Origin of the sequence: uncultured Phascolarctobacterium sp., from assembly GCF_902463975.1 — a bacterium.
GTDB lineage: Bacteria > Bacillota > Negativicutes > Acidaminococcales > Acidaminococcaceae > Phascolarctobacterium_A.
The window spans coordinates 21957-48759 of sequence record NZ_CABQHJ010000008.1; the positions used below are offsets into that span (position 1 = coordinate 21957).

Here is a 26803-nt window from a genome sequence, read left to right on the forward strand (position 1 = left end):
TGTAATGCGTGATTTTGTAACTTGTCTGGAATTTTTGACCAGAATCCGCTTTTCTAACCGCACGGATTGGCATGATGACGATTTCAGCCGCAGCGTGCCGTACTTCCCTTTGGTTGGCCTGGTAATGGGCGTTTATATGGGTGCGGTAAATTACGGACTGTATTATCTGCATACCCCTGATTTAATGCGTGCAGTGATGCTGGTGCTTGCAGAGCTGATTATTATCGGCGCACTGATGTATGACGGCTTTATGGATACCTCCGACGGTGTTTTCAGCGCCCGTGACCGTGAGCGTATGCTGGAAATCATGAAGGACAGCCACGTAGGCTCCAATGCCGTTATCGCGCTCGTCTGCCTCGTGCTGCTGAAGGTGGCTGCCTATACTACATTGCCGCCTGTAAAGCTGTCGTTTGCTATGGTTGCCGTTTTTGTAGCAACGCGCACCTTTATGGTTACCTACATCGTCAACTATAAGTATGCACGCAAAACCGGTATCGGTCATATGTTTAAGGCCTATGCCAAGCCGATGTACACCTATATCGCCTTTGCACTTTGCCTGGCGCTTGTCGCAGCCTGCGGTCTGCCATATCTGTATACAGCGATAGCGTCCTTCGTAATCTGCCAGGGCATTGCGCATTTCCTCAGCGGTCAGCTGGGCGGTCTTACCGGTGATACCTACGGCTTTTTGACGGAATGCGGCGTGGTTGTTTACCTGATGCTCGCAACCTATATGATTTGATATATTACCGGCAATATTTTGCTGAGTACTAGAAGAGATAGAAAGGAAAAATGCTATGCATATAGAAGAAATAATTCAAAAGATTGTGCCTGCCGACAGGGGCTGTATGAAGCTGGCGCAGACACGCTTTGATAATCTGATCAAGCCGGTTGGCAGTCTGGCCAAGCTGGAAGAAATGACCTCGCGCTATTGCGGTATCAAGGGCATTTATGAAAAAGAGGATTTAGATTATCCTAAACGCGATTTACTGGTATGGTGCGGTATCGAAGAGGCTGCTCAGGCCGAAAAAATTATGCACGCCAAATGGCCGGTGAATGTGCTGGCTGCAGAAACCGGTGCGAAGGCTGTGGCTCTGCTCGTAACCTCGGAGGAGGAGGCTGACGCTCTGGAAGAGGGCGCTGCCCTGGTGCAGGAGCTGGTGCATGAGAAGGGATTGGGACTTTTAGGGTTCGGCTGTCTTTCCAATCCTGATAATGAGATGGTGCGCACTGCAATGACTGGCGCTCTGCTGCAGGCTGCAGCGATGAAGGTGCCGGTAATGCTGGACGGCGTTGCTGTCTGCAAGGCTGCCAAAAAGGCGGCAGAAATGGCACCGGCAGTTTTAGACTACTGCTTTGCCGGTCACGTTTCCACAGAGCCGGGTGCAGAAGAATGCCTGCAGGAGCTGGGACTTACGGCACCGCTGCGCCTGAACATTCCTGACGGTGCCGGTGAGGGCGCTGCTGTCTGCTTTACGCTGTTCAATGCCGGCATCAAGGCCTACAAGGAAATGGAAACCTTTGAGGAAGCAGGCGTGCATGCAGAGATGAAGGAGTTTTCCCTGGCAGAGCAATCTAAAAAAGGAGCGAAGGCTTAATGGGTAGAATATATTTAATCCGTCACGGTGAAACGGACAGCAATAAGGGACACCGCTTTCAGGGTCGCATCAACATGCCGCTGAACGGCAAAGGTCTGGAGCAGTCTGAGAAGCTGGCTGCGTATATGCAGCATCTGCCGGTTGATAAAATTTACTGCAGCTCTATGCTGCGTGCCTGCATGACGGCAGCACCGCTGGCTATGAGTAAAAATATGTCCTACCAGCCGCTGGATTTGCTGCAGGAGGTAAGCTTCGGTGCATGGGAGGGACTTGAGTATGCGGAAATCAGCCGCCGCTGGCCTAAGGAGATGGACGATTTCCTGACGCGTCCGGGCGAATGGATTCCGCCGCAGGGCGAAAGCTTTCATGATGTAGCGCGTCGCTGTCAGGCGGCTTTTGATTATATCTTCGAGCGTGAAGGCCACGAGAAGAATATCGCGATTGTATCGCATGGTGGTATTATCCGCGTGCAGCTGTGCCTGCTTCTAGGCATACCGCTGAACAATCTGTGGAAGCTGAGTGTGCATAATGTTTCTGTCAGCACGCTGAATGACTGGCAGGGTAATATCATTGCCGAAACCATCAATGACGCTCACTTTGCCAGAGAGCAGGGAAGCTCCGTAAACTGGCTGCATAAATAAAAAGTCATAATTCAAAACCGCGCAGATGTAATATCTGGCGCGGTTTTGCTATCAGACTGTGAAAACAGCAAAGGCTGTCATAATTTTTGTTTTAAATTTACCGGTGCTACAGCATTATTTTACACGTAAGCTTTTCTGGTGAGCGCCATTAACAAGCGGATTTTGGCATGTATTAAGAAATGAAAAGTTTCTTATTAAAGAATTTACGCATTTTTGATAAACTAAGATTGACTTTTACAGGCGCTTACTATATACTGTAAGTGGTGTATCTCAGTGGTCCGTTTAAGTTCCTAACTTCTTCTATCATAGATGACATGGGGAAGCCAAGGTAAACATCTTAATGCGTTCTTTGGGGTATGTTCTATCTATGATTAGGAGTGATTAAACAATGAAAGAAGACAAGACTTTAACCTGCTGCGAGTGCGGCAACGAATTCGTATTCACTGCTTCCGAGCAAGAGTTCTACGAAGAAAAAGGCTTTACTAACGAACCGCGCCGCTGCCCGGCTTGCCGTCAAGCACGCAAACAACGCATGGGCGTACAAAATGACCGTCCGCAACGCGAAATGTTCCCCGCAGTTTGCGCTGAATGCGGTAAAGAGACCATGGTACCGTTCAAACCCAGCGATCGTCCGGTTTACTGCCGCGAATGCTTCAACGCACGTAAACACTAATTAGACGCTTGAAGTAACAAATTCAGGTACAGCTTAGGCTGTACCTGTTTTTTATTAGCTGATCATAGGAAAAACGAAAGTTATTTTACATAAAAGTGCTTATATGCTATACTTTTTACAATATAAATTATTCGAAGCAAGGGAGCTTTATGGCACGTATTATAGACAGTGACTTTCTGCACCGGGCGCTGCTGCATTTTTATGGCTACAGCAGCTTCCGCACAGGGCAGGAAGAAATTATAAGTGAAATATTACATGGACAGCCTGTTTTAGCAGTGCTGCCTACGGGTGCAGGCAAGAGCATCTGCTTTCAGCTGCCTTCACTGTTGCTGAAGGGTGTGACGCTGGTAATCTCGCCGCTGATATCGCTTATGAAGGATCAGGCGGAGGCGCTGACGGCCCGCGGTATTCCTGCCGCTTATCTTGACAGTAGCATGAGCAGTAACGAATACGGCAGGGTGCTGCATGCCGCCCTCAACAAGCAGTGCAAGTTTTTATATGTGGCACCGGAGCGATTAGTCAACCAGCAATTTATTGATTTCGCCCGCCAGGCCTATATTACGATGGTGGCGGTGGACGAGGCGCACTGCGTATCGCAGTGGGGACACAGCTTCCGCAAGGAGTATTATAATATCCCTGATTTTATTCAGACCTTGCCGACCAAGCCGTTGGTGGCAGCCTTTACGGCTACGGCGACACCGGATGTGCGCCGCGATATCATCAAGCGCCTGGGCATTCCGGAGGCAAAAATTGTGGTGACGGGTTTTGACAGACCTAATCTGCATTTTGCTGTGCAACGCACGCAGGATAAGGACCGCTCGTTGTTGGAGTTTGTGCGCAAGCATAAAAAGGATTGCGGCGTAGTCTATTGTGCTACCCGCAATAAGGTGGAAAGCGTGACGCAGCTTTTGCGGCGCCAAGGCTTCAGTGCCTTGCGCTATCACGCGGGCCTGACGCCGGAGGAGCGGCGTGAGAATCAGAATGCCTTCGTCGGCGGCAGCGTGCCGCTGATTGTAGCAACTAATGCTTTTGGTATGGGTATTGATAAGCCTGATGTGCGCTTTGTGGTGCATTATAATATGCCCAAGGATATTGAAAGCTATTACCAGGAGGCAGGACGCGCAGGGCGCGACGGCCTGCCGGCGGAATGTCTGCTGCTTTACGATAAGGCGGATATTGCGGTCAACACCTATCTCATCGGCCATGACCAGCCTGATTTGACCTGGAAGGAGCATGAACTGCAGCTGCTCGGCAAAATGACCAACTACTGCAATACATCCATGTGCCTGCGCAAGGTACTGCTGGAATATTTTGGTGAAAAAACAACGTCGCAGTGCAACAATTGCGGCAACTGCGACGTGAATAAGAACGCTTCGTGGCGTAAGTTTTTGAAGTTTTAAATTTTAGTCGATATCAATGGTATTGCCCGGTTTTACAATAAGCACCTTGCTGTCGGTTTCGTCCTCAACGGCAGCCTTGAAGGCTTCCACGTCCTGAGCGATGGGCGGCCAGGTGTTGTAATGTACGGGGATAACGTATTTTGCCTGCAGCAGCTTGCAGGCGATAAGCGCATCATTGGGGTCCATAGTGAAGTTGCCGCCTATAGGAAGCACTGCATAGTCAAAAGCGTCGAGCTTGGGCAGTAGCTGCATATCGCTGAAGAGTGCGGTGTCACCGGCGAAGTACAGCTTGGTGCCGTAGAAATCGATGACGATACCGCAGGCGTGACCACCGGGAATGCCGCTGCCATGGAAGGCCAGCGTCAGGCGTACCTTGCCGAAGGGAAATTTAAAGGTGCCGCCAAGATGCATAGCGTGTGCTTTGCAGCCGGCATCCTGCGCCAGACCGCAGATTTCGGCAGTGGAGATGATGGTAGCGTCACAATTTTTGGCGATTTCAAAGGCACTGCCCAAATGGTCGAAGTGACCGTGGCTGACGAAAATATAATCAACCTTAATGTCTTTGGCGGTGAGTCCTTCCGGATTATCGTCCAGATACGGGTCGAAGATGATAGCGGAATTGTTTTTTTCCAGCATAAAGCAGGCGTGGTTGATGAAATGGAATTTTGCGGACATAATTTTCCCTCCTTAATTTGACAAGCTGATTGCTACTTCATATTAAATAAGATAGCGCTTGACTGTTATCTTATAAATATTATAGCTTAAATCTACTTTTTTGTGAATTCCTCACTGCAGGGGTGGGAAAAACTTTACAATTTTGCCTCAGGTGCGGTAAAATTGATAGCGTGATATATATAGGAGTAATGCGCTATGAAATATAAAAAAATTACTTTTGCGTGTGTTCTGCTGGGCCTGTCGCTGTATGCCGGCGTGTGTGCGGCAACTGTGCGCGAGGTCGCTGATGAAGCGCCTGCCTCTAAGCAGACCATTATCGCTGATAAAAAGGATAAGAAGCTGCTGAACAAAAAGCAACGCGCTGTCCAAATAACTCAGGAAAAGGATAAAATCGTTGTATCTACCAAACCGGTGGCTAAACCGCCTGCCGGTACGATAAATGTTCCTGCCGCTCCGCGTCCGTCGCTGCTGCAGGAGAAGGACGGCAAGTTTTATTTTTCCGGTACTCAGCTGCCGGATGATTACCGTAATATCGCTATTTATGGTGAGGCGATTGCCAGTAAGGCGCAGGCTGTTGCCTATATTTTGGCGGCTAACCCGGCTGTGAAACTGGCCTGCCCGGTGGAGGAGCTGGTTGAGCTGTACTGGCAGGAGGCTAAGCGTGAAAACGTGCGCCCAGACCTTGCCCTGGCGCAATCGTTGGTGGAAACAGGCGCTTACCGTTATGGCGGTGACGTGCTGCACCATCAGAACAATTTTTGCGGGTTGGGTACTATCGGCGGTGGTGTGCGCGGTGCGTCCTTTGCTACGCCGCAAATGGGAGTGCGTGCGCATATCCAGCATCTGCTGGCTTATACGCAGACGAAGCGCCCATCAACGGATATTGTTGATCCGCGCTATGATTTGGCGCATAATATCCGCCTGGAGCGTGGTGTTGTCAACACCTGGTACGGTTTGAACGGCACTTGGGCGATGGGCTCGCTGTATTGCGAAAAGATTATGGCTACCTATCAGAAAATCCTGGCACAGCAGCCTGCTGAGCCGGAGATTAAGCCTGCACCGGCTCAACCGGTTAAGGAAAAGAATAAAAAGAAACGCAGTATGAAGCAGAGAGTTTCCGAAATACTGCAGGAGAAAAAATAAATTAACGACTGCGCTGCAGTCAGATGAGGAGGCATTCAGTAAAATGCATATAGTTTTAGTTGAACCGGAAATTCCCGGCAATACCGGTAATATTGCACGTCTGTGCGCAGCAACCGGCTGTCACCTGCATTTGGTCCGTCCGCTTGGTTTTTCCGTGGAGGATAAATATTTGAAGCGTGCAGGTCTGGATTATTGGCATCTTGTTGATATCCATTATTATGACAGCGTTTATGAGGTGCTGGAAAAATACAAGGATAACCCCAAGTATTTCCTGACGACGAAGGCACACAGCTCTTATGCCGATGTGCAGTATGCTCAGGACAGTCTGCTGATTTTCGGCAAGGAAACTGCCGGTCTGCCGGAAACCTTGCTGCACGAATATCCCGAAAGCTGCATCCGTATTCCGATGATTGAGGATGCACGCTCTTTGAACTTGTCCAATTCCGTGGCGATTGTGGCTTATGAGGCTCTGCGCCAGAACGGTTTTGCTGATTTAACCCTTTATGGAGGAGAATATAAATGATAATTATCAAGGAATTTGATTTTGACGCTGCGCATTATCTGCCTGCCTATAACGGCAAGTGCGAGCATTTGCACGGTCATACCTATAAGCTGGTGGTAAAGGTGGAGGGCACTCCCGACCACGAGGGTATGGTTATTGATTTTATTAAGCTGAAGAATCTGGTGAAGGACGAGGTGCTGTCGCATCTGGACCACGCCTGCCTGAATGATATTCTGCTCGTGCCTTCTGCAGAAAATATCAGTGTCTGGGTTTGGAATAAGCTGGTTGAGCTGCTGAAGAGCGACCGTTATCATTTATATGAAGTAGAAGTTTGGGAAACTCGCACCAGTGGCTGCGTGTACAGAGGTGAATGACGTGAAGGATGTACAAAGCGAAAAGGATTTACGCAATATTCCTTTGAAGCATGTGGGAATAAAGGGCCTGCGTTGGCCGATTGAGCTGCGCGATAAAGCACGCGGTACGCAGCACAGCGTAGCGGAGGTAACACTGGCGGTTGATTTGCCGCATGATATGCGCGGTACGCACATGAGCCGTTTTGTGGAATGTTTGCGTACTCTAGGCCCTGTGGGACTCGCTGATGTGGAGGCTATTTTAGACCAGCTGAAGCAGCATTTGCAGGCGGAAAGAGCTTTTATCGAGCTGAAGTTCCCGTATTTTGTGACGAAGAAGGCTCCTGTGAGCGGCATGGAAGCGCCGTTGGATATTGATTGCGTGTATAAGGCCGAGAAGGGCGAGAAGCTGCGTTGGCGTATTACTGCTGTTGTACCAGTGCAGACGCTGTGCCCCTGCTCCAAGGAAATCAGTGAGTACGGTGCGCATAATCAGCGCGCCTGGGCGAAGCTGGAGGTTGAGGCGCAGGAGATGGTGTGGCTGGAGGAGCTGGTGGAATATGCCGAGGCTTCCGCAAGCACGCCGCTTTACGGTCTTTTGAAGCGCCCCGATGAAAAATATGTTACGGAGCATGCTTATGAAAATCCGCGTTTTGTAGAGGATGCTGTGCGTGAGGTTGCTTTGCGTCTGGAGGCAGATAAGCGTATTACCTGGTATCGCGCAGAGGTGGAGAGCATGGAAAGCATCCATAATCATAACGCTTTTGCTGTTGTGGAAAAAGGTGAGAATGAATGTTATTAAAGGTTAACCGTGAAGGCTTGGAGGCAGCGCTGGCAAGCATCGGCGCTCATGCCGACAGTCTGCCTATTTTTGCTCATAAGGCGGAGATTATTCCATTCAAGCTGCTGGGTGTGCGTACTCCGGCAGCGAATATTATCAAGCAGGAGATGCTGGCAGTGGGCGGCGACGCCGTAACGCCTGTCGGTGCTGTTACCTGCGCTGCAAAGTATGTTGATATTTTGCTTTTGGGTACGCTGAAGCATTATAAGGTACTGCTGAAGAAAATGGCGCAGATGCCTTATTTTGGTATTCCTCAGGCTGCTATTGATCTGGAGATGGCGCTGACGCCGCAAAAGCTGCGCACTACTCTGGCTGACGGCCGCGTGCTGACCTATGAGAAGATGTGCGTGATGGGCATTTTGAACGTTACGCCGGATTCTTTTTATGAGGGCAGCCGTGTTCCTGCTATGGAGGAGCTGGTGGAGCGTGCCGGCAGAATGCTTGCTGCGGGTGCCGGTGTGCTGGATATCGGCGGTGAGTCTACCCGTCCGGGCAGCGACAGCGTTGACGGGGAGGAGGAGCGCCGCCGCGTAGTTCCTGCGATTGCTGCTTTGCGCAAGGCTTATCCCGATGCTGTTATTTCTATCGATACCTATCGTGCGGATACGGCGGAGGCAGCTATTGCTGCCGGTGCTGATATGATTAACGATATCAGCGCAATGGAGGCTGACCCGCGCATGGCTGATGTGGTTGTGGCAACTAAAGCGCCGATTATTCTTATGCATATGCGCGGTACGCCGAAGAATATGCAGCAGAACTGCGAGTACAAGGATGTTGTGCAGGAGGTTGCCGTTTATCTGGCGCAGAGAGCACAGCTTTTGCGTGAGCGCGGTGTGAGTGCGGATAAGATTATTCTGGATCCGGGTATCGGCTTTGCGAAGAATGTGGAGCAGAATTTGCTGTTGATGCGTGACCTGAAGGCTTTGACGAGCTTTGGTTATCCGGTGCTGCTGGCGGCTTCACGCAAGAGTACGCTTGGTGCTGTGCTGGGCGGTGTTCCGGCGGAGCAGCGTTTGGAGGGAACGATTGCGACGAGTCTGCAGGCAATTTACGCGGGGGCACAGATGGTGCGCGTGCATGATGTTGAGGAGAATGTGCGGGCAATTCGCACGCTGGAGGCTATTTTGCGCGGCAGCGCGGAATAGGTTTGCTTAGCAATTATCTGTCACGCTGCGACGGAATAATTACTGCGATAGTATCGCTTATTGTGTTACAGGAAGAAATGTTTTAGCAATTATTTGTCACGCTGCAGCGAAAAATTTTTTAACGGCAATTTCGTGCGGAACAAAGACGAAATTGCAATAAACTCGCGCTAGGCGAAGCATTTTTCTGTAGAAGTCAGCTTAGCGCTCAAACAGTATTGCAATTTCTGTTGTTCCAGGCACTCATTGCCTAAAATTTTTATGCTTTCGCCGTGACAGAATAATTGCTGCGACAGTATCGTTTATTTTGCTGCGTCTATCATAAACACATCAAAAGAACAGGAGTCTTAAATGGCTATTGCATATGTTGCCTTGGGCAGTAACCTGGGCGATAAGAAAAAGAATTTACAGCGCGCGCTGATGCTGCTGATGCAGCAAGGCGTGGAGGTACTGCAGGTTTCCGGCTATTTTGCTACGGAGCCTTATGGTGTGACGGACCAGCCGCAGTTTTTGAATGCTGTGTGCAGGGTGCGCACTAATCTGGAGCCTGTGGCGCTTTTGCGTACGCTTTTGGCAACGGAGCTGGCGATGGGGCGTGTGCGCCTGCGTCATTGGGGTGAGCGTAATATTGATCTGGATTTGCTGCTTTACGAAAATGTCGTGATGCAGACGAAGGAGCTTATCTTGCCGCATCCCGATATGCAGAACAGGGATTTTGTCCTGCTGCCGCTTTTGGATATTGCGCCGGAGCTGGAGCATCCGCTGCTGCATAAGACTGTAAGGGAAATGGCGGAGGAACTGAATAAATAATGCTATGGCATGAGCGATTTGTTTTACAGCAAATATGCGCTTGTGCTATAATTAAGAAAAAACATCTGGCAGGAGGTAGCTATGAGAATAGATGGTGCCGGCGGTTGCTTTGATAACCGTCTTTATGAAGTTGATATTGACGTAGCCTGGAATATTGCCTTGCTGTGCGTCAATGAGATGGGTGTAACTATTGATGAGCAGGACGATGCTGCGCATCAGCTGCACTTCCATAACAAGAAAAAAATTATGCAGCTGGCTATGCAGTCTTTGGACGAGGAAACCGTACAGGTTATTATGGACTCTACCAAGGAGCGTCTGCAGATTTATAACTGGAAGCGTGAGGACAAAGAGGTTAACCAGTTCTATGAGCTGTTCGAAAAGAAGCTCACAGAATACCGTGCCTTTATTTTGTGCCCGAACTGCTCCGCAAAAATCAGCTCTTTGGTTAAGTTCTGCCCCGAGTGTGGCTGCAAAGTAAAATAAGCGCAAAAAAAGAAACCAAATACCGATTGGTATTTGGCTTCTTTTTAAATCCGAACGGATTAGATTGCGCGGTTAACTTTACCGGAACGCAGGCAACGGGTGCAAACGTTCAAGCGTTTAACAGAACCTTCAACAACTGCTCTTACTTGTTGAATATTCGGGTTCCAAGCACGTTTGGTGTGTCTATTGGAGTGGCTGACGTTGTTGCCAGCGAGTTTTCCTTTACCGCAGATTTCGCAGATAGATGCCATTGTTTCCCACCTCCTTAAACGTGATAAGACATAAGGCACATTCAAATTTAACATGAGTATCATACCATAAAGAGCGCAGAAAAGCAAGGAAATTTTAAGATAAAGAGGGTATTTTTATAAATGTGGTGGAAAGAACCTGTAACAACACTAAAAGGTGTAGGTGTAAAAAAGGCAGCTGAGCTGGCTGCTCTTAATATTTTCAGCGTGGGTGATTTGCTGGAATTTTACCCGCGCCAGGGTGCTTACCTTGATTATGCCAAGCTCAAAACGATTAAAGAGCTTGAGGTTGACAACAGCAAGCAGATTTTCAAAGCTACGGTTTATCAGGTGAAAAACGGCTATGGTGCCAGCCGCCGCAGCTATACGTCGGTGACGGTGCGTGATGAAACAGGCTATGCCACGCTGTACTTTTTCGGCGGGCAGCGCTACAAGGCGCAGAAGCTGAAGCCGGATACGGTGCTGCAGATTACGGGCCGCGTAAGGCAGGGGCGCACTACGAAGTCCGTCAGTGAGGTGGATGTGCAGACTTTGGAGCAGGACGAGGGCAAAACGCCGGGTATTGTACCGGTGTATGCTTTGAGCGGTAACCTGACGCAGAAGAATCTGCGTACCTGGGTAAGCGAGGCGCTGCGCCTGGCAGCAAAGGATTTGCCGGAAAGCCTGCCAGCGAAGGTTGTGAGCCAGTGCAATTTGCCCGACCGCTATTCGGCGCTGAAAAATATTCACTTTCCGGAAAGCTGGGAAGCATTGCGACGAGCCAAGCAGCGCTTTGTTTTTGAGGAGCTGTTTTTGCTGCAGTGCGGCTTGCTGTATTATCGTCAGCAGAGCCATGACAACAGAGAGGGTATTAAGCACGCTGCAGACGGTGCGCTTGTTAAAGACGTAATGCAGGGACTGCCCTTTGAGCTGACGGCGGCACAGCAGCAGGCATGGCGTGAGATTTCGCTGGATATGCAGGATAAGAAGCCTATGCACCGCATTCTGCAAGGCGATGTAGGCAGCGGTAAGACGGTTATCAGCGCGCTGGCATTGGCTAAGGCGGTGGAAAACGGTTATCAGGGCTGTATTATGGTGCCGACGGAAATTTTGGCAGCGCAGCATTTTGAAACGCTGGAGCAATATCTGCAGCCTTACGGTGTGCGTATTGCTTTGCTGACAGGCGGTATGCGTGCTAAGGCAAGGCGTGAGCTGCTGCTGAATCTGGAGCTGGGCCTTGTTGATGTAGTTGTGGGTACGCACGCGCTTCTGGAGGAGGACGTGCGCTTTGCCAACCTGTCACTGACGGTGACGGACGAGCAGCACCGCTTCGGCGTAGAGCAGCGTGCACGCCTGTCCAATAAATCGGAGAATGCTCCCGATGTACTGGTAATGACGGCAACGCCAATTCCGCGTACCTTGGCGCTCACTGTTTACGGCGATTTGGATATTTCCGTAATGAAGGGACGTCCGCCGCAGCGCAAGCCGGTGCGGACGCTGTGCTATACGGACGAGCGTCGTCGCGAGGTTTATGCCGGTCTGGTGCGTCAGGTGCAGGCAGGAAGGCAGGCCTACGTTGTCTGCCCACTGATTGAGGAATCCGATGTCCTTGCTGTGCATAGTGCTGAAAGAGTATACGAGGAGCTGCAGCGCGATTTTCTGCAGGACATTCCCTGCGCTCTGCTGCATGGCAGGCTGAAGGGAGCGGAGAAGGATGCGATTATGAGCCGCTTTGCGGCAGGCGAGCTGAAGGTACTGGTGAGCACTACGGTTATCGAGGTTGGCGTGAACGTGCCCAATGCTACGCTGATGGTGATTGAAAACGCCGAGCGCTTCGGTCTGGCGCAGCTGCACCAGCTGCGCGGACGTGTAGGACGCGGCAGCGAGCAGTCCTACTGCGTGCTGCTGACGGCCGCCGATTCGCCGGAGGCACTGGCGCGTCTGAACGTACTGCATGAGAGTGAGGACGGCTTTTATCTGGCGGAAAAGGATATGGAGCAGCGCGGTGCCGGTCAGCTCTTCGGTCTGAAGCAGCATGGCTTGCCAGATTTGCGAATTGCTGATATAATGCGAGATGTTGACGTAATTGCGCAGGTTCGCCAACTGGCGCAGGCGCAGCTGCGTACGCCGGAGGACTGGGCGGAAATCCGCCGCCTGGTGGAAATGCAGTTTGGCGAACGCTTTAATATGATTTTTAATTCTTAAAGAGGTTATAAATACATGAAAAAAGACTGGTTAAAAAATCCTGATGTTTGTGCTAAGGTGACGGCGGCAGTTTTGCTGGTGGCCTTGTTTTTGGGTATTCACTTTTTTGCCGATGATTTCTTTAATAAAACCTTTACGCTGGCAATCAGCGGTAATGTCAACGGTCTGGTGGAATATCTGCGCTCCTTTGGCCCATGGGCGATTTTAATCAGTTTTGTGCTGGACGTGCTGATTAATGCCGGCAGCGTTTTCCCGTCGATTTTTCTTTCTACAGCCAATGGTCTGATTTTCGGCCTGCCCCTGGGTATTACTATTTCCTGGCTGGCGGAAACAACCGGTGTGGTTATCAGCTTTTATCTGATGCGCTTCTTCTTCCGTGATACGGCGCAGAAGCTGATTGAAAAAAGCAACTCGCTGAAATCCATTGATGAAGCAAGCAGCAAGCACGGTCTGGAGTGGATGGCCTTCGCCAGGGCGCTGCCGTATTTTCCGTCAGGCATTTTGACGGCGGTGGGTGCTGTGAGCAGCATGAGTGCGCGTGATTACATTATTGCTAACCTTATCGGCAAATTTCCTTCTACGGCATTGGAGGTTGTCATCGGCCATGATGTAGTTAACTTTCAGGAGCACAGCCAAAGATTAACGATTTTGATTTTGGTTGTGGGCGCTGTCTTTTTTGCGTATAAAAAATGGTTCTATAAAAAGGGAAAATAAATTTGCTTTAGTGCGTCGCTGCAGTAATTTCTGTGGCGGCGTTTTTTACAGATAGAGATACAGATAGTGAAAGGAAATAACAATGATGGAAAATAAACAAGTGCAGCCATGGCAGCAATATCAGGCACTTTATCTGCATATACCGTTTTGCGTACAGAAATGCCTGTACTGCGATTTTGCTTCTTATGCCGGCTTTGACGAGCAGGCGAAGCGTGAATATACCGACGCTGTGTGCAAAGAAATTGCTCTGCGTGCGGATGAGGCGGCAGATATGGCGGCGAACGCCAGCATTTATTTTGGCGGCGGCACGCCGAGCGTGCTGCCGACGGAATGTATCGCGAAGCTGGTTAACGCTTTGAAGCAGTACGGCTTTTGGCAGCAGCCCTGCGAGGCAACGATTGAGGTAAACCCCGGTACGGCAGATTTAGCCAAGCTGCAGACGCTGCGTCAGCTTGGCTTTGACCGCATCAGCTTCGGCGTACAGTCGCTGCAGGACAACGAGCTGCGGGCGATAGGACGCATTCACAACGCGCAGCAGGCGCTGGAAGCGCTGACGCTGGCACGCAAAGCTGGCTTTGCGCGCGTCAGCGCGGATTTGATTTACGGACTGCCGTCGCAGACGCTTACCAGCCTGCAGGATACGCTGGAGCGTCTAACCGATACGGGCATAGAGCATATTTCTGTTTATGGCCTGATAGTGGAGGAGGGCACGCCGTTGGCAAGCCTAGTGGACAAGGGCAGAATAACTTTGCCTGACGAGGACACGGCGGCGGATATGTACGAGTTGGTGCAGTTTTTTTTGCGCGAGCGTGGTTTTGAACGCTACGAAATATCAAACTACGCCAAAAACGGCCAGTATTCGCGGCACAATACGGTTTACTGGCAGTATCATCCTTACATGGCCTTTGGCGCTGCCGCCTGTGGCTTTGACGGCCAAAGAAGGCGCACCGGGCTGAGTACGGTCAGAGAATATATTGAGCAGCTTAAGAGCTTTAGCAGTGGCGATTTGCGCACGAGCGCTTTATATAATATAGAAGAATTATCTTGTGCAGAGCTGTTGGAGGAGTTTATGTTCATGGGACTGCGCCGCAGCGAAGGCGCGAGCCTGGCGGAGGCCCGCGAGCGCTTTGGCGTTGATGTGCTGCAGCGCTTTGCCTCCGAGCTGGCACCGCTCTTTGAACAAAAGCTTATTGCATATGATGTAGGTACGCAAAGACTGCGCCTGACGGAGCGTGGTATGGAGGTCGGCAATCAAATATTTGAAGTTTTTGTGATAACTTAAAAATAAATAAAAAAGGTGTTGACAATAAAGTAGGCTAGTGCTATCCTAGTATCAAGATGTTAGCACTCCTAATGATAGAGTGCTAACAATCAAAATGAGGTGGGAATATGTTAAACGAAAGAAAGAAAAAAATTCTCCAGCTCATAATTGAGGATTATATTTCAACTGCTGAGCCTGTAGGTTCAAGGACGATTGCCCGCAAATATGATTTGGGCCTCAGTCCTGCGACCATCCGTAACGAGATGAGTGATCTGGAGCTTCTGGGTTATCTGGAGCAGCCGCACACCTCGGCCGGACGTGTACCGTCGGCTCAGGCTTATCGTCTTTATGTTGACTCACTCGTTGAACCCGGCACTCTGACAGATAATGACAGAGCGCTGATTAACGGCTGGTTCAGCGAAAGACGCAGAAGCATTGATGAAATCTTCCAGTCAACGGCGAAAATCCTTTCCCGGATGACGAAGAATGTTTCAATGGTGCTGGCTAACCGTGATGCCGGTGCGTGCTTCCGTTATATGAAGTTTTTACCTCTGGATGAGCACCATGCCATCCTGTGCATTGTAACAGATGACGGCAATGTGGCCAATTGCGTGGTAGAAATTCCTTTGGGAATGCGGCCGGAGGAGCTGGACTACATGGCAGGACGCGTCAGCAGACTGCTGGAGGGCAGAGCGTTGGCGAACATTACCGAGGACCTGCTGCAGGCGGTGCATACCAATATAGCAGATGATAAGCTGCTGTTCACATCGCTGGTACAGTCCATCCGCCAGATGCGTCAGAAATACCAGCAGCAAAAGGTTTTCCTGGGTGGCACCAAGCAGCTGCTGAACCAGCCGGAATTCCGCGATGTGGAGCGTGTGAAGAATCTTCTGGGTATCCTGGAGGAGGAGCGCGTGGTGCGCGATTTGCTGAAGGCAGGCGAGGACAGCGGACTGAAGATCACGATTGGCAGTGAAAACAAATTCACCGGCATTCAGGATTGCAGCATGGTACAGGCAACCTACCGTCTTAACGGTCAGATAGTCGGTACGATGGCAGTTCTTGGCCCGACGCGTATGGAATACGGCAAGGTAATTACCGTTATGGATTACCTGCATAAGTATTTGAAAACGATGTTCGAGCAAAAGCCCGACAAGAAATAAAACTAAGGAGGAAGAGCCTTGCAGGATAATGAAATGAAAGAAAAACAGGCTGAGCAGGAGGCTGCGGAAGCGAAGGCTGCCGAACAGGAAACTGCGGAAGCTGCAGAAGCTGAAAAAGCTGAAGATGTAAAAAATGCGGAGGAAGCCGCTGAGCCTGAGGTTGACCCGAAGGATGCTAAAATCGAAGAGTTGCAAAATCGTTTACTGAGATTGCAGGCTGATTTTGAAAACTTCCGCCGTCGCACCAATATAGAAAAGGAACAGCTTTCCACCTTTGTAACAGCAAATGTGGTTGGCAAGTTCTTAAAGGTTTTAGATAATTTTGAGCGTGCTGAAGCAAGCGTCGAAAAGGGCGATAATGTGGATGCAGTTGTCGATGGTATGAAAAAAATCCGCCGTCAGTTTGAAGATGCCTTCAAGGATCTGAAGGTAGAAGAAATTGAAGCTCAAAATGCTAAATTTGACCCGAACATCCACGAAGCCGTAATGCGCGGTCATAATCCGGAGCTGGATGATGAAATCGTAGATATGGTTTTCGAAAAAGGCTATAAGCTGGGGGACAAGGTTATCCGTCACAGTAAGGTAAGAGTAAACACCAACGAATAAAGCTGGCGTGCTCTTCACAATAAATTAAAAAATATATCACATCGATTCGGTAAAAATGTGGCATTTGCCGCATCACCGAAGGATAGTAATCAGGAGGATAAAAATCATGGCTAAAGTAATTGGTATTGACTTAGGTACTACTAATAGTGTTGTTGCAGTTATGGAAGGCGGCGAACCTACCGTCATCACTAACCAGGAAGGCAGCCGCTTAACCCCGTCTGTTGTAGGCTTTGCTAAAAACGGCGAGCGTCTTGTTGGTCAGCTGGCAAAACGTCAGGCAGTTTCCAACCCTGACAGAACCATCAGCTCCATCAAACGTCACATGGGCGAAGGCTCTTACAGAGTAACTATCGACGACAAAAAATATTCCCCGGAAGAAATTTCCGCAATGATTCTGCAAAAACTGAAAGCGGATGCAGAAGCTTATCTGGGCGAAAAGGTATCCCAGGCAGTTATCACTGTTCCTGCATACTTCAATGACAGCCAACGTCAGGCTACTAAAGACGCTGGTAAGATTGCAGGCCTCGATGTTCTGCGTATCGTCAACGAGCCTACCGCTGCTTCTCTGGCATACGGCATTGATAAAACCGACGACCATACCATCATGGTATACGACCTCGGCGGCGGCACCTTCGATGTATCCATTCTGGATGTTGGTGACGGCGTATTCGAAGTAAAAGCAACCAATGGTGATACTCATCTGGGCGGCGATGACTTCGATAAGAAAATCATGGACTGGATGGTTGACGAATTCAAGAAAGCTGAAGGCATTGACCTTTCTACCGACCGTATGGCTATGCAGCGTCTGCGTGAAGCTGCTGAAAAAGCTAAAATCGAATTGTCCGGCGTTATGAGCACCAACATCAACCTGCCGTTCATCACTGCAGGTGCTGACGGCCCGAAACATCTGGATATGGACCTGACTCGTGCTAAATTCGAAGCAATGACTGCTGATCTTGTTGAACGCACCATGGGCCCTGTTCGTCAGGCTATGAGCGATGCAGGTCTTTCCGCAAACGATATCAGCAAGGTAATCCTGGTTGGCGGTTCTTCCCGTATCCCGGCTGTACAGGCTGCTATCAAAGCATTCATGGGCAAAGAGCCTTACAAAGGAGTTAACCCGGATGAATGCGTTGCAGTAGGTGCTGCTATCCAGGCTGGCGTTCTCTCCGGTGAAGAAGGCACTGGCAACGTACTGCTGCTGGATGTAACTCCGTTGTCCCTGGGTATTGAAACCCTCGGCGGTGTATTCACCAAGATTATCGACCGTAACACTACCATCCCGACCTCTAAGAAACAGGTATTCTCTACCGCTGCTGATAACCAGCCTTCCGTTGATATCCATGTTCTGCAAGGTGAACGTGAAATGGCTGCAGACAACAAAACTCTGGGCCGCTTCGAGCTGTCCGGCATCCCGGCTGCACCGCGTGGAATTCCTAAAATTGAAGTTTCCTTCGACATCGATGCTAACGGTATCGTTAACGTAAGCGCTAAAGACCTTGGCACCGGTAAAGAACAAAAGATTACCATTACCTCCTCCGGCACCCTTGATAAGGACGAAGTAGACAGAATGGTTAAAGAAGCAGAAGCTAACGCTGAAGCTGATAAGAAACGTAAGGAAGGCGTAGAAGTCCGCAACCAGGCCGACAACATGTGCTATCAGGCTGAAAAGACCATGAAGGACATGGAAGGCAAAGGCAAGGACGAATTGATTGCTAAGGTTAAAGCTGCTGTTGACACCCTGAAAGAAACCATGAAGGGCGACGATCTCGACAAGATTAAAGCTGATACCGAAGCTCTGACCAAACCGTTGTACGAGCTGAGCGCTGAGCTTTACAAAGAAACTCAGGCACAAGAGGGTGCTGCAGGCGCTCAAGGCGCTGCAGGTGCTCAGGGTGCTAAAAAAGCCGATGATGACGTAGTTGACGCGGAAGTTGTTGACGACGATAAGAAATAAGGCTGTCGATAAGGCACCATCTGCGTTGTTGATACAGACGTAAAAAAGTAATATAATATTAGTGCCCAGCTGCTGTGGCAACCGCCATCATGCATCTGGGCATTATATGCTTAAATAATATTCGGTAGAAAAGTTTTAGGAGGCGCCTGTTTTGGCTAAGAGAGATTATTATGAGGTACTGGGAGTAAGCAAAACCGCTTCCCAGGACGAAATAAAAAAAGCATTCCGTAAACTGGCCCTGAAATATCATCCTGACCGTAATAAGGGCAACGAAGAAGCCATGAACAAATTCAAGGAAGCCAATGAGGCTTACAGCGTCCTTTCCGATGAGCAGAAGCGCCAGCAGTATGACCAGCTTGGCCCTGATGCCTTCGAACAGGCGCAGACTGCCGGCGGTGCCGGCGGTAATCCGTTCGGCGGCGGCTTCGGTGGCTTTGGCGGCGGAGGCATGGATGATATTTTCGATATGTTCTTCGGCGGCCAGGGACGCAGTCGCGGCGGCCGCGAAGCGGGCCCGCAGCGCGGTGCGGATTTGCGCTTTGATATGGAAATTACCTTTGAAGAAGCAGCTTTCGGCGTAGAGAAGGAAATCAATCTGTATCGCGACGAAACCTGCGACCATTGCCACGGTGATGGTGCAGAGCCCGGCTCCAAGGTTGAAACCTGCCCTGAATGTCACGGCTCCGGCTATGTACGCTTCACCCAGAATACCATGTTCGGTCAGATGGTAAATGAGCGTCCGTGCTCCAAGTGCCACGGCGAGGGCAAGATCATTTCCAACCCCTGTAAGGAATGTCGCGGCAAGGGTACTGTGAAGAAGAATAAACGCCTGAAGGTAAAAATCCCTGCAGGTGTAGATAACGGCTCCCGCCTGCGCGTAAGCGGCGAGGGCGAGGCCGGTGCTAAGGGCGGTCAGAGCGGTGATCTTTACGTATATCTGTACGTGAAGCCACACAAGTTCTTTGAACGTGATGGCACTACTGTTCTGTGCGAGGTACCTGTCAATATCGTACAGGCAACCCTGGGCGCTGAGATCAAGGTTCCTACGCTGGATGGTCAGGTAACCGTGAAGGTTCCCGAAGGCACTCAGCCCGGTAAGGTACTGCGCCTGAAGGAGAAGGGGATTCCCAGCCTGCGCGGCGGTCAGCGCGGTGATCAGCTGGTTCGCATTAAGGTAGTTGTGCCGACTAAGCTGAACGAAAAGCAGAAGGAAGCACTGCGCAGCTTCGGTGAAATCAGCAAGGATAATATCAGCCCCGAGGAAAAGAGCTTCTTCAATAAAATCAAAAATCTTTTTAAATAAAAACTGTAAAAAGCTTGACACTTATCAGGCTATGTGTTATCATGTTCTAGTAACAAAGCAGAAGCCACTCGCTTCTCACCTTGCGGCAAACGCTCGACAGGGTTGGATATGATATTCATGCGGGTGGAATTTGTTCTGCCCGCTTTTTTGTTTTGCTTATATCTGATATGTTACAGATTTTATAAGCAGTAATTGCTTATCTGATGTTCATGGAGGTGAATTGTTATAAGTAAGGAAAGCTTGCGTATTAACGAAGAAATTCGTGCGCGTGAAGTGCGTGTTATTGCCAATGGGGGCGAACAGCTTGGCATTATGTCCAGCCGTGACGCTCTGAAGCTTGCATTAGAAAATCATCTGGACTTAGTCGAAATTGCTCCGACAGCAAAACCGCCTGTGTGCCGGATTATGGATTATGGCAAGTATCGTTACGAGCAGCAAAAACGCGAAAAAGAAGCTCGTAAAAAGCAAAAGACCTTCGACATTAAAGAAGTTAAGCTGCGTCCCGGTATTGAGGACCACGACTTCAATGTTAAGTATAAGAATGCAGTACGTTTCCTGGAAGATGGCGATAAGGTAAAAGTTACCATCATGTTCCGTGGCCGCGAACTGTCTCATCCTGAGCTTGGCGAGGTGCTGCTGAATCGTATGGCACAGCAGTTGAAAGAAATTGCCGTCGTAGAAAGAGTTCCAAAATTAGAAGGCAAAAACATGATTATGATTGTTGCGCCAAAACCTGCTAAATAATAGAGGAGGAAATCACAATGCCGAAAATGAAAACCCGTAGAGCTGCTGCAAAGCGCTTCAAAAAAACCGCTTCTGGTGAATTCAAACATTTTAAAAACTTCAAGAGCCACATTCTCGAACATAAATCTCCTGCACGTAAGAGAAACCTGCGCAAAGCTGCTCTGGTGCACAAGACTGACAAAGAGCATGTAGCAAAAATGCTCCCGTACGCATAATTAAGAGATTTAAAGGAGGATACTAACAATGGCAAGAGTTAAAGTGGGCGTAACCGCTCATCGTCGTCATAAACACATTCTGAAACTGGCTAAAGGTTACTATGGTTCCCGCAGCAAACAATTCAAAAAAGCTAACGAGCTGGTAATGAAAGCTCTGTCCTATGCTCGTCGTGACCGTCGCGCTAAAAAACGCGAGTTCCGTCGTCTGTGGATTGCTCGTATCAACGCTGCTACCCGTGCTAACGGCCTGAGCTACAGCCGTTTCATCTGCGGCCTGACCAAAGCTGGCATCGAAATGAACCGCAAAGTTATGGCTGACATGGCTATCTATGACTCTGCTGCTTTCGCTAAGCTGGTAGAAGCTGCTAAAGCTGCTCTGTAAGAGAAAAGTAAATACTGACTGGTGCGTAGGCGCTGGTCTGAGCCTGCTCCTGTGTGCGCACGGGAGCAGGTTTTTTTGTAATTTGTGAGGGGTTTAGTTTTATGTTAGTAGTTTTAAGTAAAGCCCTGGCCTTTGTGTTCATCATACTTATAGGCTATATCTGCAAACGCCGCGGCTTTTTTTCACCGACCGATTATCAGGTCGTAAGCAAAATTGTTTTGAATATTACGTTGCCCTGTGCCGTAATCAACAGCTTTGCACATTTTGAGATGGATTATTCGCTAATCGCTGCCGTCTTTTTAGGCTTATTCGGCAATCTGATGATGCTTTTTGTATCTCTGATGCTGACGCGCGGTGATACTCCGGCTACCAAGATTTTCTATATCTTCAGCCTTGCGGGTTATAATATAGGCTGCTTTACGCTGCCGTTTGCGCAGGCCTTTTTAACACCCTTTGCCGTAGTCGGTCTGTGTATGTTCGATGTGGGCAATTCGATTATGTGCACTGGTATGACCTACGCGCTGACGGCATCCTGCATCGGCTATGCGGACGGACGTAAGGACAAATTCAGCATGAAGAATATTGTGCAAAAGCTCCTGCATTCGGTGCCGTTTGTTGTTTATATCAGTATGTTGGTGCTGTCGCTGGCAGGCTTCCACTTTCCTAAGAGCGTGTATACGTTTACAGAGATTGTGGGCACAGGCAACCCGTTTTTGAGTATGCTGATGATTGGTATGATGTTTGAACTCAAGCTGGATAAGCAGGCAATGGGCTACGTCAAGGAGCTGTTCAGCGTGCGTTATGCAATAGCGCTCTTGTGCGCCGCTGCTTTTATTTATCTGGCGCCTTTCAAGCAGGAGATAAATTATGTGATTGCGCTGGCGTTTATGGCACCCTGCACGATTATCGGCCCGATTTTTGTAGAGAAGTTGGGAGCAAATGTACAGCTGGCCAGCCTGTTCAATTCATTGACGATTATAACCAGCGTCGTTCTTTTTACAGCCTTTTTCATTATTATCAATGGCTGATTGACGCTGGCTGGAATATATTAGTATAATAGTAGCAAAAGTAATTTAGTTGCATATAGAGGAGAAACGTGATGGAACTTACCGGATTGCAAAACCCAATGGTGAAGGCTGCAGCGGAGCTGAAGCAGAAGAAATATCGTCAGCAGCAGGGACTGTTTCTGGCGGAGGGCCTGCGTACTGTGGAAGAGGCAGTGCGTTACGGCGCCGTGCAGAGCATTTTTTATACTGCGATTGAGGATGACCGTACCCGCGCTGTACTGGAGGAGGCTGCGGCTAAGCAGATAAAGCTTGTCTGCGTGAGCGATAAGGTACTGAAAAAAATTGCTGATACCGAAACACCGCAGGGCATTATTGCCGTATGTGAAATGCGAAGTAGGCGTTTGGAGGATTTTCTGGCATCCGGCAAAATGCTGCTGGTTCTGGACAGGGTTACCGACCCGGGAAATATCGGCACCATGCTGCGTACTGCGGATGCGGCCGGTGTAGGTGGCTTGCTGCTTTTGCAGGGCTGCGCTGATATTTATGCGCCGAAAACAGTGCGTGCTTCCATGGGCTCGCTGTTCCACCTGCCGGTGCTGAGTGGCCTTGGCGAGGAGCTGTTGGTGCAGGCAGCACGTAAGGCAGGATATGAGCTGCTGGTTACCTGCCTGGACGGCGCGGATAATTTGTACAAGGCGGATTTACAGGGACGCCTGGCTTTTGTTATGGGTAACGAGGCCAACGGCGTGAGTCCTGCTTTGCTGGCGGCAGCAGACAAGCGCGTCTTTATTCCGATGCAGGGACGTGCGGAATCGCTGAACGTGGCGATGGCGGCCGGCATTGTGATGTTTGAGGCATTGCGTCAAAAGCTCAAATAATTTTTTAGTTTTTGCTTGACAAAAACATCTCGCTGTAATATAATATCTATGTTGCCTATGGATGGGTTCCCGAGTGGTTAAAGGGAGCAGACTGTAAATCTGCCGCGTTTCGCTTCGTTGGTTCGAATCCAACCCCATCCACCAACTTTCATCGCGGGGTGGAGCAGTTGGTAGCTCGTCGGGCTCATAACCCGAAGGTCGGTGGTTCAAGTCCGCCCCCCGCAACCAACTAAATATTGCTGATGTAGCTCAGTCGGCAGAGCGTATCCTTGGTAAGGATAAGGTCACCAGTTCAATCCTGGTCATCAGCTCCAAATGGCGGCGTAGCTCAGTTGGCTAGAGCATGCGGTTCATACCCGCAGTGTCCGCGGTTCGAATCCGTGCGCCGCCACCAACTGCAATTTGAGACTTCCAAGAAATTGGGAGTCTTTTTTGTTGCTTGCAACAAAAAAGCTTGCTGTAAATATCCACTTTTCTCAAACGTAGTATTTCAGCATATGTTTTATGAATTTTTCTATAGAAGTAAATCTTAATATTTTTCAAACTTTTCTTGACTAGATAGTTTTTGAATGATATACTTGTAAACAGCATCGATTCCGAAAACGGATAATAACACAAATAATTTATATGTCTGAATAGACATATATTAAAGTGACTGGTTTTAGCTATGGCGGACTTTGCCGAATTTTAATCTGTTATAGCTGTGATTGGTATATATTTTAAGGAGTGGTATGAGTATGCAGAAAAAAGAACTATCTAAGTTAGTCCTGACAACCCTGTTAACTGGCGGTGTACTGTGGGGGGGGACAGCACTTGCTGCTGAAGAGAACTTACAAGAATTTTCTTTAGACACTATGGTTGTTACCGCAACCAGAACGGCGATGACCGTTAAGGAAACCCCTTCTACCGTAGAGATTGTTGACAGCAAAAAGCTGGAGCAGACACAGGCTAAAACCTTGCATGATGCTTTAAAGGGCGCTTTAGGCGTTAATGTATTCAACGATTTCCAGGGACGCAGCAATGTCAGCATCCGCGGCAGTGAATCCCGTCACGTATTGATTATGGTTGACGGCAAGCGTTTAGGCGGCGAGGCTGCTTACAACTCTGCCAATGCCTGGGACGTAGACCGTATCCGTATGGAGGATGTTGAAAGAGTAGAAATCATCCGCGGACCTGCAGGCGCACTGTATGGCAGTGATGCTATGGGTGGTGTAATTAACGTTATTACCAAAACTCCGGATAAGACAACTGCTGACATTAATTATGAATATGGCTGGTATGAGGACGGCAAGGGCGCAGGCTATAAAGGAAACCTGTATCTGCAAGGCGCTGAAGGCCGCTATTCCTATAAAATCAACGCTGGTCTGAATAAAAACAGACCTTATTTAGATCCTAAAGGCAGCGGAGATTCCATGAACTTTTATGGCAAGCAGCAACCGCTTTCTTTGAATGTAGGCTACAAGTTCGATAATGGCAATGAATTAAGTATAGACTTCAGCAAGATTAAAGAGAACAATCAAAAATCTACTACCAGCACAACTGTTATGGTGCCCGGTAAGGTATGGCAGGACAAGGTACAGACAATTTATAACGATAATAAGCGTACTGACTATGCTATTACTTATAAGGGCTCCGATGATAAGCAGGACTGGATGTTCAGAGCTTATAAATCAGTATTCGATAAGCACTATAAGAACCAGAACAATACCCGCATGACGATGATGGGACGCCCTCAAGGTTGGAAGTTGCAGGATCCGAAGGTTGATACTGTTAAACGTACTCTGAGCGTTATTGAAGGCAAGGATACCTTCAACCTGAGCGATAAGAACAAGCTGACTGCCGGTTTCGAATATCGTAAGGATCAGAGCGAAGGCACCCGCTTAAAGAAACCGAGTACCTCTTTGAACGGTGCAGATGCTCATGCAGCTTTTGACAAGGCTGATATCAACTATCTGGCAGCATATGTTCAGGATGAATTCAGACCTGATGATAAATGGCTGATTATTCCTTCCGTACGTTTTGACCACAGTGATCAGTTCAGCAACAAGCTGACCAGTAACCTGGCTGCAACCTATAATGCTGCCGATGATGTTCGTATTAAGGCTGTAGTAGGTCAGGGCTATAAAACTCCGACTGTAAACGACTTGTACATTTTCTGGGAAATGTATGCCGCAAATCCGGGTGGTAAAGGCCAATTCTATGTTGGTAACCCTGATCTGAAACCGGAAAAATCCTTAAGCTATGAATTATCTGTTGAAAAGGACTGGGGCGACAGATCTACCGTCCATCTGGGAGTATTTAGAAATGAAGTTAAAGATTTGATCAGCACCTATTGGACCGGTAAGCTGACCGATGATGATCCAGATTTGTATCCCGGCGTTAAAGGCGATATGATTATGGCTTATGAAAATATTCCGGAAGCAACTCTGCAGGGCGTAGAGCTGTACGGTTCTCACAGACTGGGCAAGAATATTTATCTGAATGCCGGCTACACCTTCCTGGATGCTAAAGACAAAACCGCGGGAACTCGTCTGAAGGACAGAGCTAAGCATCAGGTAACCTTCGGGGTTTCCTATCAGCCGGAAAATATTTATGCTTGGGACCTGAGCTTTGACCTTGTATCTAACATCGGCTACTACTTCAATAATGGCGATAAGAGCACCATGGGCAACTTTGTTTACGAAACCAAGGACTTCACTATTGCTAACATCATGGCTTCCAGACATCTCAACAAGGATACCAAGATTTATCTGGGCATTGACAACATCAGCAATCACCAGAACTTTGGTCCGTATTCTGACGGCAATCTCGGTCGCTTGTACAGAGTTGGTATGGAATATAAATTCTAAACATAGCGGTAAAGTAAAAGAACAAATAAAGCAGGCCCGATGGCCTGCTTTGTTTGCCTAACGAGGAAGTATTATGCGAAAAATTTTCAGTTTCATTTTAACGGTTCTTGTGGTATGCTTATGTATAAGTGGTTGCTCTCCGCTAACCGGCAGTTCCGGTTCGGGCAGCGCAGTAAAAATTACCGATGATAACCAGCGTATTGTTACTATCAAGAAGGTTCCGGAAAGAATCGTTGTTCTGTCCCCGTCCTTCCTGGAGCTGGTGCAGGCAGTAGATGGCAAGGTTGTCGGCCGTGCCAAAACACAGGTAGGCAAGGTGCCCGCTTTTGCCAAGGATGCTGCCGAGGTAGGCTTTATCTTTAATATCAATGTAGAAAAAATCGTGGAGCTGAAGCCTGATCTGGTAATTGCTTACAAGGGCATGCACGAGCGTTATCTGCATACATTGGAATCCAACAATATTCCAGTTGTTGTGCTGAATCTGAAATCCTATGAGGATGTTAAGCACAGCATGCTCACCATTGGCAAAATAATGCGTAAGGATGATAAGGCGCAGAAGGTTGTGGCAAATCTCGATAAGGATATCAATGCTACAGTAAGCAAGCTGCCTAAAAGCGAGCGTAGCGTAGCGATTCTGCACACCACCAGCATGGGCATCACCATGGAAAAGGAAACCAGTATTGCCGGCTGCTGTGCCAAAATGCTTAAATTACGCAACGTAGTACAGGGCGAAACCAAGCCTGTCAGCGGACCGATGGGAACTCAGCCTGACAAGGCTCCCTACAGCTTAGAGGATTTGCTGGAGAAAAATCCGCAGGTAATTTTTATCACCTCTATGGGTGCGCCCAGAGATAGTGATGGCAATCCTAAGCTGGAGATTATGAGCAACCCGGCGTGGAATTCCATCGATGCGGTAAAAAATAAGCAGGTATTTTTCCTGCCGGACGATTTGTTCCTGCTCAATCCTGGCTTGGAATATCCTAAGGCAGTACGCTACATGGCAGCAAAAATGTATCCTGATGCAGTAAAGGAGTAGG

28 protein-coding genes, 4 tRNA genes and 1 other annotated feature are annotated in these 26803 nt (G+C 49.0%); of the genes, 30 read left to right on the forward strand and 2 right to left on the reverse strand.

The features are described from left to right. Nucleotides 1–4 precede the first annotated feature (4 nt). The 5 genes from cobS (at nucleotide 5) to RDW05_RS03550 (ending at nucleotide 4309) form a co-directional block, all read left to right on the forward strand. Entirely contained in the window at nucleotides 5–739 is a 735-nt protein-coding gene (cobS, locus tag RDW05_RS03530; RefSeq protein WP_307977859.1) for an adenosylcobinamide-GDP ribazoletransferase, read from the forward strand. 55 nt (nucleotides 740–794) lie between these two features. After that, nucleotides 795–1595 (forward strand): nicotinate-nucleotide--dimethylbenzimidazole phosphoribosyltransferase, encoded by an 801-nt coding sequence (locus tag RDW05_RS03535; protein WP_307977860.1) that lies wholly within the window; start codon nucleotides 795–797, stop codon nucleotides 1593–1595. Continuing rightward, nucleotides 1595–2236: a histidine phosphatase family protein gene (locus tag RDW05_RS03540; protein ID WP_307977861.1), complete on the forward strand. Its 642-nt coding sequence runs from the start codon at nucleotides 1595–1597 to the stop codon at nucleotides 2234–2236. The genes RDW05_RS03535 and RDW05_RS03540 overlap by 1 nt, the downstream gene beginning before the upstream one ends. A 388-nt stretch (nucleotides 2237–2624) precedes the next feature. Further along, the gene (locus tag RDW05_RS03545; RefSeq protein ID WP_021719303.1) at nucleotides 2625–2909 is read left to right on the forward strand and encodes a zinc-ribbon domain containing protein; all 285 of its coding nucleotides are present in this window, start codon (nucleotides 2625–2627) and stop codon (nucleotides 2907–2909) included. A 149-nt stretch (nucleotides 2910–3058) separates the two neighbouring features. Next, nucleotides 3059–4309: a RecQ family ATP-dependent DNA helicase gene (locus RDW05_RS03550; protein WP_307977862.1), complete on the forward strand. Its 1251-nt coding sequence runs from the start codon at nucleotides 3059–3061 to the stop codon at nucleotides 4307–4309. Between the two features lie 3 nt (nucleotides 4310–4312). On the opposite strand, the gene RDW05_RS03555 is transcribed toward RDW05_RS03550, so the two are convergent. Beyond that, on the reverse strand, nucleotides 4313–4984 hold the full coding sequence (locus tag RDW05_RS03555) for a metal-dependent hydrolase (protein ID WP_307977863.1): 672 nt from the start codon (nucleotides 4982–4984) through the stop codon (nucleotides 4313–4315). Between the two features lie 195 nt (nucleotides 4985–5179). On the opposite strand from RDW05_RS03555, the gene RDW05_RS03560 reads away from it, so the two are divergent. The 7 genes from RDW05_RS03560 (at nucleotide 5180) to RDW05_RS03590 (ending at nucleotide 10255) form a co-directional block, all read left to right on the forward strand. Continuing rightward, entirely contained in the window at nucleotides 5180–6127 is a 948-nt protein-coding gene (locus RDW05_RS03560) for a glucosaminidase domain-containing protein (RefSeq protein WP_307977864.1), read from the forward strand. A gap of 43 nt (nucleotides 6128–6170) precedes the next feature. Then, nucleotides 6171–6650, forward strand: a complete 480-nt coding sequence (gene trmL, locus RDW05_RS03565; protein ID WP_040564986.1) for a tRNA (uridine(34)/cytosine(34)/5-carboxymethylaminomethyluridine(34)-2'-O)-methyltransferase TrmL — start codon at nucleotides 6171–6173, stop codon at nucleotides 6648–6650. Continuing rightward, nucleotides 6647–7003, forward strand: coding sequence for a 6-carboxytetrahydropterin synthase QueD (gene queD / locus RDW05_RS03570; RefSeq protein WP_307977865.1), 357 nt, complete (start codon nucleotides 6647–6649; stop codon nucleotides 7001–7003). The genes trmL and queD overlap by 4 nt, the downstream gene beginning before the upstream one ends. Before the next feature lies 1 nt (nucleotide 7004). Beyond that, nucleotides 7005–7781: a GTP cyclohydrolase FolE2 gene (gene folE2, locus RDW05_RS03575; RefSeq protein WP_293721824.1), complete on the forward strand. Its 777-nt coding sequence runs from the start codon at nucleotides 7005–7007 to the stop codon at nucleotides 7779–7781. Next, nucleotides 7772–8965 (forward strand): dihydropteroate synthase, encoded by a 1194-nt coding sequence (gene folP, locus RDW05_RS03580; protein ID WP_307977866.1) that lies wholly within the window; start codon nucleotides 7772–7774, stop codon nucleotides 8963–8965. Before folE2 ends, folP begins: the two co-directional genes overlap by 10 nt. Before the next feature lie 348 nt (nucleotides 8966–9313). After that, complete coding sequence (folK, locus tag RDW05_RS03585) at nucleotides 9314–9772, forward strand: 2-amino-4-hydroxy-6-hydroxymethyldihydropteridine diphosphokinase (protein WP_307977867.1); 459 nt, start codon at nucleotides 9314–9316, stop codon at nucleotides 9770–9772. A gap of 81 nt (nucleotides 9773–9853) precedes the next feature. Then, nucleotides 9854–10255 carry a zinc ribbon domain-containing protein gene (locus tag RDW05_RS03590; protein WP_009145124.1) on the forward strand — a complete coding sequence of 134 codons (402 nt, stop codon included), beginning with the start codon at nucleotides 9854–9856 and terminating at the stop codon, nucleotides 10253–10255. 59 nt (nucleotides 10256–10314) lie between these two features. On the opposite strand, the gene rpmB is transcribed toward RDW05_RS03590, so the two are convergent. Beyond that, nucleotides 10315–10506: a 50S ribosomal protein L28 gene (gene rpmB, locus RDW05_RS03595; RefSeq protein WP_021719311.1), complete on the reverse strand. Its 192-nt coding sequence runs from the start codon at nucleotides 10504–10506 to the stop codon at nucleotides 10315–10317. 120 nt (nucleotides 10507–10626) lie between these two features. On the opposite strand from rpmB, the gene recG reads away from it, so the two are divergent. The 18 genes from recG (at nucleotide 10627) to RDW05_RS03685 (ending at nucleotide 26802) form a co-directional block, all read left to right on the forward strand. Next, a complete protein-coding gene (gene recG / locus RDW05_RS03600; RefSeq protein WP_307977868.1) occupies nucleotides 10627–12687 on the forward strand; it encodes an ATP-dependent DNA helicase RecG in 2061 nt (686 codons plus the stop codon). A 15-nt stretch (nucleotides 12688–12702) separates the two neighbouring features. Beyond that, nucleotides 12703–13401 carry a TVP38/TMEM64 family protein gene (locus tag RDW05_RS03605; protein ID WP_293809863.1) on the forward strand — a complete coding sequence of 233 codons (699 nt, stop codon included), beginning with the start codon at nucleotides 12703–12705 and terminating at the stop codon, nucleotides 13399–13401. An 82-nt stretch (nucleotides 13402–13483) separates the two neighbouring features. Next, nucleotides 13484–14683: a radical SAM family heme chaperone HemW gene (gene hemW / locus RDW05_RS03610; protein WP_307977869.1), complete on the forward strand. Its 1200-nt coding sequence runs from the start codon at nucleotides 13484–13486 to the stop codon at nucleotides 14681–14683. A 107-nt stretch (nucleotides 14684–14790) separates the two neighbouring features. Further along, nucleotides 14791–15825 (forward strand): heat-inducible transcriptional repressor HrcA, encoded by a 1035-nt coding sequence (gene hrcA / locus RDW05_RS03615; protein WP_304226720.1) that lies wholly within the window; start codon nucleotides 14791–14793, stop codon nucleotides 15823–15825. A gap of 18 nt (nucleotides 15826–15843) precedes the next feature. Then, nucleotides 15844–16431 (forward strand): nucleotide exchange factor GrpE, encoded by a 588-nt coding sequence (gene grpE, locus RDW05_RS03620; protein ID WP_307977870.1) that lies wholly within the window; start codon nucleotides 15844–15846, stop codon nucleotides 16429–16431. 106 nt (nucleotides 16432–16537) lie between these two features. Continuing rightward, complete coding sequence (dnaK, locus tag RDW05_RS03625) at nucleotides 16538–18388, forward strand: molecular chaperone DnaK (protein WP_307977871.1); 1851 nt, start codon at nucleotides 16538–16540, stop codon at nucleotides 18386–18388. A gap of 151 nt (nucleotides 18389–18539) precedes the next feature. Then, complete coding sequence (dnaJ, locus tag RDW05_RS03630; protein ID WP_293812650.1) at nucleotides 18540–19691, forward strand: molecular chaperone DnaJ; 1152 nt, start codon at nucleotides 18540–18542, stop codon at nucleotides 19689–19691. 49 nt (nucleotides 19692–19740) lie between these two features. Continuing rightward, nucleotides 19741–19848 (forward strand) — a sequence feature (ribosomal protein L20 leader region). 83 nt (nucleotides 19849–19931) lie between these two features. Then, the gene (infC, locus tag RDW05_RS03635) at nucleotides 19932–20435 is read left to right on the forward strand and encodes a translation initiation factor IF-3 (RefSeq protein ID WP_009145116.1); all 504 of its coding nucleotides are present in this window, start codon (nucleotides 19932–19934) and stop codon (nucleotides 20433–20435) included. Between the two features lie 17 nt (nucleotides 20436–20452). Next, on the forward strand, nucleotides 20453–20650 hold the full coding sequence (rpmI, locus tag RDW05_RS03640; RefSeq protein ID WP_009145115.1) for a 50S ribosomal protein L35: 198 nt from the start codon (nucleotides 20453–20455) through the stop codon (nucleotides 20648–20650). A 28-nt stretch (nucleotides 20651–20678) separates the two neighbouring features. Next, the gene (gene rplT / locus RDW05_RS03645) at nucleotides 20679–21032 is read left to right on the forward strand and encodes a 50S ribosomal protein L20 (RefSeq protein ID WP_210684724.1); all 354 of its coding nucleotides are present in this window, start codon (nucleotides 20679–20681) and stop codon (nucleotides 21030–21032) included. Between the two features lie 101 nt (nucleotides 21033–21133). Next, complete coding sequence (locus RDW05_RS03650) at nucleotides 21134–22060, forward strand: AEC family transporter (protein ID WP_307977872.1); 927 nt, start codon at nucleotides 21134–21136, stop codon at nucleotides 22058–22060. A gap of 71 nt (nucleotides 22061–22131) precedes the next feature. After that, nucleotides 22132–22917: an RNA methyltransferase gene (locus RDW05_RS03655; protein ID WP_307977873.1), complete on the forward strand. Its 786-nt coding sequence runs from the start codon at nucleotides 22132–22134 to the stop codon at nucleotides 22915–22917. A gap of 59 nt (nucleotides 22918–22976) precedes the next feature. Continuing rightward, nucleotides 22977–23061: transfer RNA gene (locus RDW05_RS03660), tRNA-Tyr, on the forward strand. Nucleotides 23062–23069: 8 nt separating this feature from the next. Further along, nucleotides 23070–23145, forward strand: a tRNA-Met gene (locus RDW05_RS03665). A 10-nt stretch (nucleotides 23146–23155) separates the two neighbouring features. Continuing rightward, nucleotides 23156–23231 (forward strand) — tRNA-Thr (locus RDW05_RS03670). A 3-nt stretch (nucleotides 23232–23234) separates the two neighbouring features. After that, nucleotides 23235–23311 (forward strand) — tRNA-Met (locus RDW05_RS03675). Between the two features lie 343 nt (nucleotides 23312–23654). Continuing rightward, a complete protein-coding gene (locus tag RDW05_RS03680; RefSeq protein WP_307977874.1) occupies nucleotides 23655–25766 on the forward strand; it encodes a TonB-dependent receptor domain-containing protein in 2112 nt (703 codons plus the stop codon). Nucleotides 25767–25839: 73 nt separating this feature from the next. Then, nucleotides 25840–26802, forward strand: coding sequence for an ABC transporter substrate-binding protein (locus RDW05_RS03685; protein WP_307977875.1), 963 nt, complete (start codon nucleotides 25840–25842; stop codon nucleotides 26800–26802). Nucleotide 26803 lies beyond the last annotated feature (1 nt).

Bases quoted from the DNA above. Each gene is read 5' to 3' on its own strand.
- rpmI (WP_009145115.1), top strand. From the start codon at position 20,453: ATGCCGAAAATGAAAACCCGTAGAGCTGCTGCAAAGCGCTTCAAAAAA.
- queD (WP_307977865.1), top strand. From the start codon at position 6,647: ATGATAATTATCAAGGAATTTGATTTTGACGCTGCGCATTATCTGCCT.
- rplT (WP_210684724.1), top strand. From the start codon at position 20,679: ATGGCAAGAGTTAAAGTGGGCGTAACCGCTCATCGTCGTCATAAACAC.
- RDW05_RS03685 (WP_307977875.1), top strand. From the start codon at position 25,840: ATGCGAAAAATTTTCAGTTTCATTTTAACGGTTCTTGTGGTATGCTTA.
- RDW05_RS03560 (WP_307977864.1), top strand. From the start codon at position 5,180: ATGAAATATAAAAAAATTACTTTTGCGTGTGTTCTGCTGGGCCTGTCG.
- RDW05_RS03650 (WP_307977872.1), top strand. From the start codon at position 21,134: ATGTTAGTAGTTTTAAGTAAAGCCCTGGCCTTTGTGTTCATCATACTT.
- hrcA (WP_304226720.1), top strand. From the start codon at position 14,791: ATGTTAAACGAAAGAAAGAAAAAAATTCTCCAGCTCATAATTGAGGAT.
- dnaK (WP_307977871.1), top strand. From the start codon at position 16,538: ATGGCTAAAGTAATTGGTATTGACTTAGGTACTACTAATAGTGTTGTT.
- folP (WP_307977866.1), top strand. From the start codon at position 7,772: ATGTTATTAAAGGTTAACCGTGAAGGCTTGGAGGCAGCGCTGGCAAGC.
- hemW (WP_307977869.1), top strand. From the start codon at position 13,484: ATGATGGAAAATAAACAAGTGCAGCCATGGCAGCAATATCAGGCACTT.
- RDW05_RS03545 (WP_021719303.1), top strand. From the start codon at position 2,625: ATGAAAGAAGACAAGACTTTAACCTGCTGCGAGTGCGGCAACGAATTC.
- rpmB (WP_021719311.1), bottom strand. From the start codon at position 10,506: ATGGCATCTATCTGCGAAATCTGCGGTAAAGGAAAACTCGCTGGCAAC.
- recG (WP_307977868.1), top strand. From the start codon at position 10,627: ATGTGGTGGAAAGAACCTGTAACAACACTAAAAGGTGTAGGTGTAAAA.
- cobS (WP_307977859.1), top strand. From the start codon at position 5: ATGCGTGATTTTGTAACTTGTCTGGAATTTTTGACCAGAATCCGCTTT.
- RDW05_RS03540 (WP_307977861.1), top strand. From the start codon at position 1,595: ATGGGTAGAATATATTTAATCCGTCACGGTGAAACGGACAGCAATAAG.
- RDW05_RS03590 (WP_009145124.1), top strand. From the start codon at position 9,854: ATGAGAATAGATGGTGCCGGCGGTTGCTTTGATAACCGTCTTTATGAA.
- RDW05_RS03655 (WP_307977873.1), top strand. From the start codon at position 22,132: ATGGAACTTACCGGATTGCAAAACCCAATGGTGAAGGCTGCAGCGGAG.
- RDW05_RS03605 (WP_293809863.1), top strand. From the start codon at position 12,703: ATGAAAAAAGACTGGTTAAAAAATCCTGATGTTTGTGCTAAGGTGACG.
- trmL (WP_040564986.1), top strand. From the start codon at position 6,171: ATGCATATAGTTTTAGTTGAACCGGAAATTCCCGGCAATACCGGTAAT.
- RDW05_RS03555 (WP_307977863.1), bottom strand. From the start codon at position 4,984: ATGTCCGCAAAATTCCATTTCATCAACCACGCCTGCTTTATGCTGGAA.
- RDW05_RS03550 (WP_307977862.1), top strand. From the start codon at position 3,059: ATGGCACGTATTATAGACAGTGACTTTCTGCACCGGGCGCTGCTGCAT.
- folK (WP_307977867.1), top strand. From the start codon at position 9,314: ATGGCTATTGCATATGTTGCCTTGGGCAGTAACCTGGGCGATAAGAAA.
- RDW05_RS03680 (WP_307977874.1), top strand. From the start codon at position 23,655: ATGCAGAAAAAAGAACTATCTAAGTTAGTCCTGACAACCCTGTTAACT.
- RDW05_RS03535 (WP_307977860.1), top strand. From the start codon at position 795: ATGCATATAGAAGAAATAATTCAAAAGATTGTGCCTGCCGACAGGGGC.